The organism is Streptomyces albofaciens JCM 4342 (assembly GCF_008634025.1).
Taxonomy (GTDB): domain Bacteria; phylum Actinomycetota; class Actinomycetes; order Streptomycetales; family Streptomycetaceae; genus Streptomyces; species Streptomyces albofaciens.
Map to the genome: position 1 here is coordinate 2,144,700 of NZ_PDCM01000001.1, position 12,163 is coordinate 2,156,862.

Here is a 12,163-nt window from a genome sequence, read left to right on the forward strand (position 1 = left end):
CCGGGGCGCGGGCCTTCCGGCCTAGGACCTGTGACCGGCCACCTCCGGGCCGATAATCCGATGCCACCGTCGCGTGGCAGGTGCAACTATGGAGACCATGCCCCCGACAGCCACCCCCACCACGCTGCCCGAAAACGTCCGCCGCACACCACCGCCCACCTGGCTGGTGACCCTGCTGGTCTGCGCCGGACAGTTCCTCGTCGTCCTGGACGTCTCGGTCGTCAACGTCGCGCTGCCGAGCATGCGCACCGGCCTCGGACTCAGCGAGCTGGGACTGCAATGGGTGGTCAACGCCTACGTGATCACCTTCGCCGGGTTCATGCTGCTCGGCGGGCGGGTGGCCGACCTCTTCGGGCGCAAGCGGATATTCGTCGTGGGGCTCGCCCTCTTCACCCTCGCGAGCCTGGCGGGCGGCCTGGCCCAGGAGTCCTGGCACCTGATCGCGGCCCGTACGGTCCAGGGCGTCGGCGCGGCCATCCTGTCCCCGGCCACCCTCACCATCCTGACCACCGCGTTCCCGGCGGGCCCGGCGCGCACCCGCGCCATCGCCACCTGGACCGCGGTCGGCGCGGGCGGCGGCGCCGTCGGCGGCCTGGTCGGCGGGGTGCTGACCGAGTACCTGTCCTGGCGCTGGGTGCTGCTGATCAACGTCCCGGTCGGCGCGCTGGTGCTGATCGGCGCGCTGCTCTGGCTCAGCGAGAGCCGGCGCGGCGAGGGACGGCGGCTCGACCTCCCGGGCGCGCTGCTGGTGACGGCCGGACTCGCGCTCGTGGCGTACGGCATCGTGCAGACCGAGTCGGCGGGCTGGTCCTCGGCGAGCGCGCTGCTGCCGCTGGTGGCGGGCCTGCTGGTGCTGATCGCGTTCGTGGCCGTCGAGGCCCGTACGAAGGCGCCGCTGATGCCGCTGACGCTCTTCCGGCTGCGCTCGGTGTACGCGGCGAACAGCGCGATGGTGCTGGCCGGCGCCGCGATGTTCTCCATGTGGTACTTCCTCAGCCTCTACGTGCAGAACGTCCTGGACTACACGCCCCTGGAGGCCGGGCTCTCCTTCATCCCGCACTCGCTGAGCATCGTGCTGGGCTCGAAGATCGCGCCGCGTCTGATGAACAGGACGGGTGCCAAGACGCTGGCCGTCGCCGGTGCGCTGGTCTCCGCGGCGGGCATGTTCTGGCAGGGGCGGATGGGCGCCGACGGCACGTACCTCGGTACGCTGCTCGGCCCCGGCATCCTGATGGCCTTCGGCGCCGGCCTGACCGCCACGCCGATCGCCTCGATCGCCACCTCCGGCGCCGCGCCCTCCGACCAGGGCCTGGTCTCCGGCCTGATCAACACCTCCCGGCAGATGGGCGGCGCGCTCGGCCTGTCCGTCCTGTCCACGGTCGCCGCCACCCGGATCGAGTCCGGCCACGGCGGCCCGGCCGCGATGGCCCACGGCTACGGCCTCGCCTTCCAGGTCGGTACGGTCATCCTGCTGGCGAGCGTGCTGCTGATGGTCCTCGCCCTGCCGCGCCGCCCCGAGGACGCCCACCATGCCTGACGCCCGCCCCGCCACCGCCGCCTCCCCCTTTCCCGCCACCGGCCGCCGCGTCCTGGTCAGCGGCGCCTCGCGCGGCCTCGGCCGGGCCGTGGCGCACGCCTTCGCGGAGAACGGCGACCGGGTGGCGGTCCATTACGGCTCCCGGCGCGCGGACGCCGAGGAGACCCTCGCCGCGCTGCCCGGCAGCGGCCACGTCCTGCTCGGCGCCGACCTCGCCGACCCGTCCGGCGCCGCCGCCCTGATCGGCGCGGCCGTCGAAGCTCTCGGCGGCCTCGATGTCCTGGTGAACAACGCCGCCGTCAACACCCCGCACCCGCCCGCCACCACCCCGTACGACGAGTGGACCGCCGCCTGGCAGCAGCACGTCGCGGTCAACCTGCTCGGTACGGCCCACCTCAGCCACGGCGCGGCCCAGGCGATGATCGCGCAGGGCACCGGCGGCCGGATCGTCGGCATCGGCTCCCGCGGCGCCTTCCGCGGCGAGCCCGACCACCCCGCCTACGGCGCCACGAAGGCCGCCGTGCACGCCCTCGGCCAGTCGCTCGCCGTCGCCCTCGCCCCGCACGGCATCGCGGTGGCCTCCGTGGCGCCCGGGTTCATCGACACGGACCGGGTGGCCCACCGCCTGACCGGCGCCGAGGGCGCGGCGATCCGCGCGCAGAGCCCGTTCGGCCGGGTCGCCGCCCCGGAGGAGGTCGCGGCGGCCGTACGGTGGCTCGCCTCGCCCGAGGCCCAGTGGAGCTCGGGCGCCGTGCTCGACCTCAACGGGGCGTCGCACCTGCGGACGTGACGGGCCGGGAGCACGCGGGCTCAGGCGGCGGACTCCCGTGTGCCGGACGCGGACTCCCGGGCGCCGGACGGCGGTTCGCCGGACGGCGGTTCGGCGGACGAGGGGAAGCAACGGCGGGCGGCGAGGGCCACGTGCACGAGGCCGATGAGGACGGGGACCTCGATGAGGGGCCCGACGACACCGGCGAGCGCCTGGCCGGAGGCGGCGCCGAAGGTGGCGATGGCGACCGCGATGGCCAGCTCGAAGTTGTTGCCCGCGGCGGTGAAGGCCAGCGTGGTGGCGCGCGGATGATCCAGCCCGGCGGCCCTGCCCCACGCCATCGACCCGGTCCACATGACGGCGAAGTAGACCAGCAGCGGCAGGGCGATGCGGACGACGTCCAGCGGCCGGGAGGTGATCGCGTCGCCTTGCAGGGCGAAGAGCACGACGATGGTGAACAGCAGCCCGTACAGGGCGAAGGGGCCGATACGCGGAATGAGCTTCGCCTCGTACCAGTCCCGCCCCCTGGCCTTCTCGCCGATGCGGCGGGTGAGGTAGCCGGCGGCGAGCGGAATGCCCAGGAAGACCAGCACCGAGCGGGCGATCTCCCACGTCGATACGTCCAGCCCGGTCTGCTCCAGACCGAGCCACCCGGGCAGGACGGAGAGGTAGAACCAGCCGAGCCCGGCGAAGGCGACCACCTGGAAGACGGAGTTGAGGGCGACCAGGACGGCGGCGGCCTCGCGGTCGCCGCAGGCCAGGTCGTTCCAGATGATGACCATGGCGATGCAGCGGGCCAGCCCCACGATGATCAGCCCGGTGCGGTACGCGGGCAGGTCCGGCAGGAAGATCCAGGCGAGCGCGAACATCACCGCCGGGCCGAGCACCCAGTTCAGCAGCAGCGAGGGAACCAGGAGGCGGCGGTCCCGGGTGACCGTGTCGAGGCGGTCGTAACGGACCTTGGCCAGCACCGGGTACATCATCACCAGCAGCCCGAGCGCGATCGGCAGGGACACACCGGTGACGGTCACCTTCGCCAGCGTGTCCCCGAGCCCGGGCACGAGGCGCCCGAGGCCGAGGCCGACGGCCATCGCGGCCAGGATCCACAGGGCGAGGTAGCGGTCGGTGAACGACAGACGGGCCGCCACGGGCGCGGCCGCCGTGCCGGGAGCGGCGCTCACGAGGCGGTCCCGGAGGGCGTCGGGCCGTCCACGGCACGGCTGAGGGCCCCGGCGAGGCGGTCGGTCATCTGCGGAAGCAGCCGGTAGTACACCCATGTCCCGCGCCGTTCGGAGGCGATGAGCCCGGCCTCGCGCAGGAGTCTGAGGTGGTGCGAGATGGTCGGCTGCGACAGGTCGAAAGCCGGGGTGAGCTCACAGACGCACACCTCGCCACCGGCGCGGGAGGCGATCAGCGACAGCAGCCGCAGCCGGACGGGGTCGCCCAGGGCCTTGAAGACCTTCGCCAGTTCCTCCGCCTGCTCCTCGGCCAGCGGTGCGGTCAGCAGGCCGGGGCAGCAGCCGTCGGGCTCGTCCTGCCCGAGGATCCGCGGTTCTTGTTTCGACATGCTTCTATATTGACGCCTGTCGATGCAGACCGCAAAGTGGTACCGACGCACTGTACGAACAGGCTGTCTCGGCAGCCATCGAATCAAGCTGTGGGGAGACCGCCATGTCCCGTGTCCAGCTCGCTCTGCGCGTCGCCGACCTGGAAGCCTCGATCGCCTTCTACTCGAAGCTCTTCGCCACCGCCCCGGCCAAGCGCCGGCCGGGGTACGCGAACTTCGCCGTCGCCGAGCCGCCGCTCAAGCTCGTCCTCATCGAGGGCGCGGCCGGCCAGGACACCCGCCTGGACCACCTCGGCGTCGAGGTCACCGACGGCGAGGAGGTCACCGCCGCCGCCACCCGCCTCAAGGAAGCCGGTCTCGCGACCTCCGAGGAGAACGACGTCTCCTGCTGCTACGCGCTCCAGGACAAGGTCTGGGTGACCGGCCCGGGCAACGAGCCGTGGGAGGTCTACGTCGTCAAGGCGGACGTCGGCATGCCGGGCGGCGGCGCCGGCGCGCCCGGGGAGAGCGTCGGCACGACCGGCGAGGGCGCCGACACCGCGCCGCGGGCGTGCTGCCGCGCCACCGCCTGACGGCCGTGCCCCGGGCCTTCCCTCCGCCGGAAGCCTTCCCTCCGCCGGGGCGCGGTGGCAGCGTCACGGCATGGCGAACATCCCCGCGGATCTTTCGTACACCAAGGACCACGAATGGGTCCGGGTCAAGGACGATCAGGCCACCGTCGGCATCACCGACCACGCGCAGCGTCAGCTCGGTGACATCGTCTATGCCGAACTGCCCAAGCAGGGCGAGCGGTTCGAGGCGGGCGACGCGTTCGGCTCGCTGGAGTCGGTCAAGGCCGTCACCGAGGTCTACGTACCGCTGACCGGTACGGTCCTCGCGGTCAACGACACCGTCAACGACGCCCCGGAACAGATCAACGACGAGCCGTACGGCGGGGGCTGGCTGGTCGTCCTCCGGCTGTCCCGGCCCGGCGAACTCGACGGCCTGCTGGACGCGAAGGGCTACGAGGCATACATCCGGGAGGAGACGGCGGGCTGACCCCCGTCATCCGGGAGGAGGTGACGGACCGGCCCCCGTCATCCGGGAGGAGGTGACGGACCGGCCCCCGTCATCCGGGAGGAGGTGACGGACCGGCCCCCGTCATCCGGGAGGAGGTGACGGACCGGCCCCCGTCATCCGGGAGGAGGTGACGGACCGGCCCCCGTCATCCGGGAGGAGGTGACGGACCGGCCCGTCATCCGGGAGGAGGTGACGGACCGGCCCCGCCGCCCGCTACAGCCACCCGTTCTGCCGGGCGGTCCGCACCGCCTCCATACGGTTGCGCGTCCCCGTCTTGCCGATGGCGGCCGACAGATAGTTGCGCACGGTCGCCTGCGACAGGTGCAGCTTCCCGGCGATGTCGGCGACGGTCGCCCCGTCCACGGCCGCGGTCAGCACGTCGCGCTCGCGCTGGGTCAGCGGATTCGGCCCCGCGCTGAGCGCCGCCGCGGCCAGCCCCGGGTCGATCACCCGCTCCCCGGCCAGCACCCGCCGGATCGCCGCCGCCAGGTCCTCCACCGGCCCGTCCTTGACCAGGAACCCGGACGCCCCCGCCTCCATCGCCCGCCGCAGATACCCCGGCCGCCCGAACGTCGTCACGATCAGCACCTTGCACGACGGCAGCGCCTCCCGCAGCTCCGCCGCCGCGTCCAGCCCGCTGCGCCCCGGCAGCTCGATGTCCAGCAGCGCGATGTCCGGCCGCGCCTCCAGCGCCGTCGGCACGATCTCGTCCCCGGCCGACACCTGGGCGACGACCTCCATGTCGTCCTCAAGGTTGAGCAGCAGCGCGAGGGCGCCCCGCATCATTCCCTGGTCCTCGGCGAGGAGAACTCGCGTACATCTCACGGGGCGCTCGCCGGGTGTGTCAGTCATAGGGCCAGACTAGACACCGCCAGCCCCACCCGGAACGACCGGGCGAGGCTCCATCCTCGCTGGTCAGCCGCAGAACGACGACGTTACGGCGGACTTGCCGGCTGGTGCTGCCGCCGACGGTTCCCAGGCCGGCGCGGCCGCCCTGGAAATCTTGCGGGGGTACCCGAAGAGGTTCACCCTGGTTTGCAGGCGCACATTTCTGCAACGCCTGTATCGGCCTCGGTAGATCCTTCCGGACAAACGGCGTTGTTCCTCGGAGTGTCACGCGTCGCCAACACCGCTCGCTGATCGCCTAGGAGAGTCCCATGAGTGAAAGACCAAGTGTTCCGGACCGCATCAAGAACATCGCGGATCCAGAAAAACGGCAACGCGCACTGAGCAAGTGGGCGCACGGAATGACCTCTTCAGGGGCTGAAGTCCGCCGTCTCCCACGGCGCTTCAGGAACATGACCGAGGAGCAGCGAAAGGACGCGATCACCCGCGATGCCGGCAAAGGCGCGGACCGGCACTGGGCGTCCGGTGAGGCGACCGACAAGGCACAGCACAGCGAGCGGCCTCCCTCGACCCGTGGCTGACCAAGGCCTCGGGAAGCGTCCATCACCGGCCACGCCCTCGGGCGGACCGGTGATGGAGACTGGTGCGCCCCTTTTCAGCCCGTCCGCGGCGAAGTGCGGGCGGGGCCGGTGGGCCGGGAGGCAGCCGCGTCCGTGATGTGGACCATGTTCTGGCCCGTCTCGCCTGCCCGGCAGGAGACCACTCGGCCGTCGGGGAAGCGGTAGCGGTTCACGAAGGAGGCGTCCACGCTGATGTCGGCCCAGGTCATGTGCGCCGGCAGATCGGCCGTGGCGCGCAGCCGGAGGTCGTACGTCACCGACTTCCCGGCCCTCACGACACCGTCGGTCACGAAGCGGCCGGACGCGTCGCTGTCCACGGGAGTCCACTTGCCGGTCTTCTGGGATCTGTACTCGAACGCCATGAACCCGCCGATCACCGGGTCCTCGTCCTCCACCTGCCGCCAGGCGTAGACGGACATGCCGAGCGTCTTCAAGGTCGTACTGCCGATGTTGGTCACCGTCGCCCGGAACGACCGCCAGCCGCCACCCCGGACGACCGGGCCGTCGGCATCGGTCTGGACGAGCTTGATGGTCTTCTGCTCGTAGTCACCGCTCGCGGTGGAGACGTCGTAGCAGCTGGGCAGTTGCTCTCCGGCCTGCCCGGCCGCGTACGCGCCGGGGGCCGCCACCAGGGCGGCCGCCGGAAGAACGGCCGCGGCGAGGGCCGTGGTCAGGGCGCGGCGAACAATCATCGGGTACCTCTTCCGGTCGGGCCTGTGACAACACTGATCAGCGTTGGTCAACTGGGTTGACCCGCGAGCCGGGTGGAGGGTTGTGCTCCCATGGCGACGACGAGGGGCCGCCCGGGAGCCGGCCGGAGAATCACCCGGACGGTACGCGGGCGGGCGGAGTGGTGGGGGGTGGGCGAGGTAGCCATACGGGTACTGCACCGCGTATCCAGGGAGGCACCTTGAAGCGTTCGCGATCTTCAGCGGTCGGCGTTGTGCTCGCCGCCGCTGTCCTGTGTCTGACCAATCCCACGAGCGCCCAGGCGGCGACCGGCACCCTGACGGTCAACGGCAAGGAGAAGTTCGTCAATCCGCACGACGGCGCGTGTTTCTCCTGGCCCAGGAAAGGCCTCGACATCAAGAACCAGACGAACCGTGAAGTGGTCGTGTACCGGGGCACGAACTGCACCGGCACCGTCGGCCAAGTCGTCCCGCCGGGCAAGTCGGCAAAGGCGCCACGGGGCGTGAGCCTGAAGATTCAGGGCTGACACGCGAGGACGGAACGCACCTCGGCGCTGGTCGGCCGGTCGCCCGGCAGCGGGCTCAGCATGGCCTCGATCAGTCTGCCGAACAGGCCCGGGACGGTCACCGGGCGGTGCGGGGCGGTGGCGGCGGTTTTCCGTTGCACGGCGCGCGGCGCGCCGTCGGGGTAATCCACGTGCCGCCGCCCCGTCGCGCTGAGGAAGAAAGAGGCGCCCAGCGCGTACACGTCCGATGCGGTGGTGGGCGCCGCCGTTCCCGTTTCCAGAATGCTCCGGGAGATTTCCGGGCTTTCGTAAGGGACGAGGCTGCCCGGGTACGGGAAATCGACCGCGTCCGGCACCGTTCCGCCGTGCGCCAGGGCGAGGCCGATGAGCGTGGCGGTGCCGGCGGGGCCGATGATCAAGTGGTCCGGCCGGATGTCCCCGTGGACCCACCCCGCCTCGTGCAGCGCGACGAGCGCGTCGGCACACGCGTGCGCGGCGTCGAGGGGTGGCGGGACCCCGCCCTCGCGCTGCGGCTCCCACAGTTCGTACAGGCTGGGTCCTTCGTGCCACGGCTGCGCGTTCCAGGTCCCGTACGGCCACGTCCCGTAGACCGCGAACGTATCCAGCAGCTGGAGGACCACGGCCTCGCGGGCCGGGGCCACACCGGTCCAGTCCTGCCCGGGATGATCGTCCGACTCGGGTACGGGGCGCCCGACCTTCACGGCGTACCGCTCCGCCGCGGTCCGTACGTCCCAGACGGTGGACCCGCGGCGATTGGTCACCAGGCGCACCCCGGTGGGGGTGAGGGCCACGGCCACGCCGTTCGGGAGGGGGCAGGGGGAGCAGGGTTCCACGGTGCCGTTCCCTTCCCGCTAGGCCTTCGGCGCGCGGATGGTGCGCGGCCGTCGGACGTGCTCGTCGAACCGGATGTGCGCCCCACACGTCTCCCGCGTGTGCTTCGCCGCCCAGGCGTCCAGCGCCCGCGGGTCGGTGACCCGGGGCGAGCGGGCCCAGCAGGGGCCGGACGCGTCTTCGTGTACGCATTCCAGGCGGTAGGTGGCGGGCTGTTCCGAGGTCATTGCGTGCCCCTCTCGTGTACCGGTTTCCTGACCAGCCAACTCCGGTACGGATTCCGGCGGTACGGTGCTCACCGAGGCGCAGTTTTAACGTCCTTAAACGGGAGTTGAGCGGCCATGGCACAGCGGACACCCAACTGCGCGTTGCGACGTCTGTTCACGGAGAGCGGCTGGTCCCTCGATCAGTGCGCGCGGGCGGTCAACCGGGTGGGCACCGAGGTCGGCAGAACACTTCGGTACAACGAGTCCGCCGTGCATCACTGGCTCGGCGGTACGTTGCCGCGCGAGCCCGTGCGGCCCATCGTCCTGGAAGCGTTCGCGCGGAGGCTCGGCCGTCCCGTCACCCATGCCCAGGCCGGATTTCCCGTGCCGGCCGTTCAGGCGTCCGAATTCGTGGGTACGTTGGAAGGGCTGGTCGAATTGGGGAGCATGGACGTGGACCCTTCGCGGCGTGGGCTGTTGGGAGCCGGACTGTTCTCCGTCGCCCTGACCATTCCTGGCTGGCAGGACGTCGTGGCGAGGGCGGAAGGCATCCGGACCGGGAAGAGCGCGCACATCGGCATGAGCGATGTGCGGATGGTCGTCGCCATGTCGGAGCGCGTATCGGAGCTGGACGACGAATTCGGTGGGCGCTACGCGCGGCCCATGGCGGCGTCATTCCTGATCAATACGGTGGCACCGGCCCTCGCGGCGGACGGTACGGAAGAGGTCCGAACGGCCTTGCGGTCCGCCGCGTCGATTCTGTGTTACCGCACCGGCTACATGGCCGTGGACGAGGGGGAACACCACCTGGCGCAGCAGTACTACCTCAAGGCGCTGGAGCTGGCGGGGGCGGCAAACGATCCCTTCGCGTACAGCACGGTCCTCCGCGGGATGAGCGTACAGGCGATCAACCTCGGCCATGGCGCCGATTCCCTGCGGCTCGCGGACGCTGCTGGTGCCGTGTCGCCGCAGGCGGGGCCGCGGATGCGGGCGTTCCTGGCGGGGCAGCAGGCGCACGCCGCGGCGCGCACGGGGGACCGGGCAGGTGCGCTGAGCCATATCCGCGCGGCGGAATCCGCGATGGAGCGGGCCGAAACGCAGGTGCGGATGTGGGGCTCGTACAGTGCCACCGCGCTCTGCTACCACACCAGTCAGGTGCGCTACGAATTCGGTGACAAGGCCAGGGCTCTCCAGGCGATGGAGGAGGCGGACCGGGTACGCCAAAGCGTGTACCGGCGCGATCGCGTCCACTATCGCGGCCTGCTCGCCGAACGCCAACTGGAACTCGGCCACCTCGAAGCCGCCTGCCACACCTGGAACCTGGCGCTGGACGACTACCCGCTCGTGAAGTCCGGCCGAGCCGACGACCGTATGCGGCGGATGGCCGCGTTCATCCGTCCGTACCGGAAGAACGCCGCCGCCCGCGCGCTGTACGAGCGGGCCCGGCCGCTGCTCAAGGTCTAGTACCGGCCGCGTAGCAGGCATCCGGATCGTCGCCTCCGGCCGGCGCCGTGGCGGCGATGATGGCGTCAAGCTTCTTCCGTGCGGCCAGCAGGCCGGACATGGCCTCGTTGATGCGTTCCCGTTCCCGGTTCAGGTCGGGCAGCAGGCCGGCGCAGGCTGGTGTCAGGGTCTGCCCGTCATCGACCATGCAGGGCAGCAGTTCGGCGATCGTGGCGGTGCTGAGACCGGCGCCGAGCAGCATGCGGATGCCCCGGACGGTGACGATGTCCTCTTCCGTGAACTCGCGATATCCGCTCGGCCGCCGCGACGGCCTGAGGAGCCCCTGTTCCTCGTAATAGCGCAGCAGGCGTGGGCTGACGCCGGTCAGCCGGGAGAATTCTCCCATGCGCATGTGACGACCACCACGTCCAGTTGACTCTCACACCGATGTGAGACAGCAGTCTATTCCGCATGACGCATCAGCAGCCAACAAGCCCCCGGCGCACGCCCGTTACTGTCATCGGCCTCGGCCCCATGGGTCTCGCCCTCGCCGGCGCGCTTTTGCAGCACGGCCACCCCACGACCGTCTGGAACCGCACTCCGGAGAGAGCCGACAGCCTTGTCATCAAGGGCGCCCACCGCGCGGGGACCGTCGCCGAGGCGGTGGCCGCGAGCCCCGTCACGGTCGTCTGTCTCAAGGACTACGGGACCATGTACGCGGTCCTCGACTCCGCCGGTGACGCTTTGATGGGACGCGTGCTGGTCAACCTCAACTCCGGTACTCCGAATGAGGCGCGTGCGGCGGTGAGCTGGGCAAACGGGCGAGGCGCCGCCTACCTGGGCGGCGCGATCATGGTGCCGCCGCCGCTCGTCGGGCACCCCGGGTCCGTCTTCCTCTACAGCGGCCCACAGGATGTCTTCGACGAGCACCGGGCGACGCTGGCGAGCATGGGCGGCCCCCGGTACCTCGGCACCGATCCCGGCCTGGCGGTGCTATACAACACGGCACTGCTCGACATGATGTACGCGACCATGAACGGTTTTCTGCACGCCACGGCGCTGGTCGGGTCGGCGGGCGTCTCGGCCGTCACGTTCGCCGACCTCGCACTCGACTGGTTCATGCCCGCGGTGGTGAACGCGACTCTCACCGAGCAGGCTCCTGCCCTGGACAAGGGCGATTACCCCGGTGAGGCGGGCACCATGGAGATGAACCTCCAGGCGCTTGAGCACATCACCCGCACCAGCGTGGAGCAGGGCGTCCACTCCGACCAGCCGCGGCTGATGAAGGCGATCGCCGAGGAGGCGATCGCCGCTGGCCACGGTGGCGAGAACTACCTGGCTGTGTTCGAGGTCTTCAGGAAGGCGGCACGGGACCGGTCGGCCGCGGCGCCGGCGCTCAGAGGTGGGAGCTGATCACGCCACCGGCGCTGAGCACGATGTACACGCCGTTGGCGACGCCCCCGGTGTCGTGCTGGTTCGCCTCCAGCGTGCCGACCACGCCGTCGTGGCCGATGATCTGCGCGCGGTAGTGGAGTTCGCCGGCCTTGGTGACCTTGGCCGTCCAGCCGCCCGCGAGCTTGAAGGTGCCCGGCCCCTGGTGTTCGCCGCCCATCCAGGCGTGGACCTGGCCGTCGAGCGTGAGCACGACGTACATGCCGTTGGCGTCGAGCCCGGTGTCCTTGCCGTTCGCCTCCAGCGTGGCCAGGACGTCACCGCGATTGATGATCTTGACGCGGTAGTGCTGCTCGCCGAGCTTGCGGATCTCGGCCTTGCTGCCGTCCGGCAGGGGCTGGGTGCGCACCGGGGACGACCCCTTGGCCGTGCCGGTGCGCGCGCCGCCCGCCTTGGTCTCGGCGGCGGCCATGCCCATGTCCGTATCCGTGTGGCCCGTGGCGGCGTGGCTGCCGGCGGCGGCCTTGGTGCCGGTGGTGTCCGAGCCGGAGCAGGCGGTCAGGGTCAGACCGGCGGTGGCGATCAGGGCCGCGGCGGCGACGCGCAGGGTGCGGCGGCGGGCGGTGCGGGCGGTGGTGCTGGAGCTCATTCCGGATCCCCCAAGGGCGGTCGGTGGC

General features: G+C 71.2%; 16 protein-coding genes. 8 read left to right on the top strand and 8 right to left on the bottom strand.

Going from position 1 to position 12,163, the window contains the following annotated elements; translation table 11 throughout:
* Positions 1–88: 88 nt before the first annotated feature.
* Positions 89–1,537, top strand: a complete 1,449-nt coding sequence (locus CP973_RS09705; RefSeq protein ID WP_150239330.1) for an MFS transporter — start codon at positions 89–91, stop codon at positions 1,535–1,537.
* On the top strand, positions 1,530–2,327 hold the full coding sequence (locus tag CP973_RS09710) for an SDR family NAD(P)-dependent oxidoreductase (protein WP_150239332.1): 798 nt from the start codon (positions 1,530–1,532) through the stop codon (positions 2,325–2,327). Before CP973_RS09705 ends, CP973_RS09710 begins: the two co-directional genes overlap by 8 nt.
* A gap of 20 nt (positions 2,328–2,347) precedes the next feature.
* Here the strand turns inward: CP973_RS09710 and arsB are convergent, their stop codons facing one another.
* The gene (arsB, locus tag CP973_RS09715) at positions 2,348–3,397 is read right to left on the bottom strand and encodes an ACR3 family arsenite efflux transporter (RefSeq protein ID WP_244409804.1); all 1,050 of its coding nucleotides are present in this window, start codon (positions 3,395–3,397) and stop codon (positions 2,348–2,350) included.
* An 86-nt stretch (positions 3,398–3,483) separates the two neighbouring features.
* Complete coding sequence (locus CP973_RS09720; protein WP_150239336.1) at positions 3,484–3,873, bottom strand: ArsR/SmtB family transcription factor; 390 nt, start codon at positions 3,871–3,873, stop codon at positions 3,484–3,486.
* Between the two features lie 104 nt (positions 3,874–3,977).
* Between CP973_RS09720 and CP973_RS09725 the strand changes: the two genes are divergently transcribed.
* Entirely contained in the window at positions 3,978–4,445 is a 468-nt protein-coding gene (locus tag CP973_RS09725; protein ID WP_150239338.1) for an ArsI/CadI family heavy metal resistance metalloenzyme, read from the top strand.
* A gap of 70 nt (positions 4,446–4,515) precedes the next feature.
* Positions 4,516–4,911 (top strand): glycine cleavage system protein GcvH, encoded by a 396-nt coding sequence (gene gcvH / locus CP973_RS09730; protein WP_150239340.1) that lies wholly within the window; start codon positions 4,516–4,518, stop codon positions 4,909–4,911.
* 234 nt (positions 4,912–5,145) lie between these two features.
* Here gcvH and CP973_RS09735 read toward each other — a convergent pair whose 3' ends face one another.
* Positions 5,146–5,784: a response regulator transcription factor gene (locus tag CP973_RS09735; protein ID WP_150239342.1), complete on the bottom strand. Its 639-nt coding sequence runs from the start codon at positions 5,782–5,784 to the stop codon at positions 5,146–5,148.
* 305 nt (positions 5,785–6,089) lie between these two features.
* Between CP973_RS09735 and CP973_RS09740 the strand changes: the two genes are divergently transcribed.
* Positions 6,090–6,359 (top strand): hypothetical protein, encoded by a 270-nt coding sequence (locus CP973_RS09740; RefSeq protein WP_150239344.1) that lies wholly within the window; start codon positions 6,090–6,092, stop codon positions 6,357–6,359.
* A 74-nt stretch (positions 6,360–6,433) separates the two neighbouring features.
* Here CP973_RS09740 and CP973_RS09745 read toward each other — a convergent pair whose 3' ends face one another.
* Positions 6,434–7,090, bottom strand: a complete 657-nt coding sequence (locus CP973_RS09745; protein ID WP_150239346.1) for a hypothetical protein — start codon at positions 7,088–7,090, stop codon at positions 6,434–6,436.
* Between the two features lie 218 nt (positions 7,091–7,308).
* On the opposite strand from CP973_RS09745, the gene CP973_RS09750 reads away from it, so the two are divergent.
* A complete protein-coding gene (locus CP973_RS09750; RefSeq protein ID WP_150239348.1) occupies positions 7,309–7,614 on the top strand; it encodes a hypothetical protein in 306 nt (101 codons plus the stop codon).
* Here CP973_RS09750 and CP973_RS09755 read toward each other — a convergent pair.
* Positions 7,605–8,447: a protein kinase family protein gene (locus CP973_RS09755; RefSeq protein ID WP_150239350.1), complete on the bottom strand. Its 843-nt coding sequence runs from the start codon at positions 8,445–8,447 to the stop codon at positions 7,605–7,607. The genes CP973_RS09750 and CP973_RS09755 overlap by 10 nt on opposite strands.
* An 18-nt stretch (positions 8,448–8,465) precedes the next feature.
* Entirely contained in the window at positions 8,466–8,672 is a 207-nt protein-coding gene (locus tag CP973_RS09760; RefSeq protein ID WP_150239353.1) for a DUF7848 domain-containing protein, read from the bottom strand.
* 114 nt (positions 8,673–8,786) lie between these two features.
* Here CP973_RS09760 and CP973_RS09765 point away from each other — a divergent pair, with 114 nt between their 5' ends.
* A complete protein-coding gene (locus tag CP973_RS09765; protein WP_150239355.1) occupies positions 8,787–10,115 on the top strand; it encodes an NsdA family TPR-like regulatory protein in 1,329 nt (442 codons plus the stop codon).
* Here CP973_RS09765 and CP973_RS09770 read toward each other — a convergent pair.
* The gene (locus CP973_RS09770; protein ID WP_150239357.1) at positions 10,105–10,506 is read right to left on the bottom strand and encodes a MerR family transcriptional regulator; all 402 of its coding nucleotides are present in this window, start codon (positions 10,504–10,506) and stop codon (positions 10,105–10,107) included. The two genes, CP973_RS09765 and CP973_RS09770, sit on opposite strands and share 11 nt — an antisense overlap.
* 59 nt (positions 10,507–10,565) lie before the next feature.
* Here CP973_RS09770 and CP973_RS09775 point away from each other — a divergent pair, with 59 nt between their 5' ends.
* A complete protein-coding gene (locus tag CP973_RS09775; RefSeq protein WP_150239359.1) occupies positions 10,566–11,507 on the top strand; it encodes an NAD(P)-dependent oxidoreductase in 942 nt (313 codons plus the stop codon).
* On the opposite strand, the gene CP973_RS39935 is transcribed toward CP973_RS09775, so the two are convergent.
* Complete coding sequence (locus CP973_RS39935; RefSeq protein WP_167538304.1) at positions 11,491–12,135, bottom strand: hypothetical protein; 645 nt, start codon at positions 12,133–12,135, stop codon at positions 11,491–11,493. The genes CP973_RS09775 and CP973_RS39935 overlap by 17 nt on opposite strands.
* Positions 12,136–12,163 lie beyond the last annotated feature (28 nt).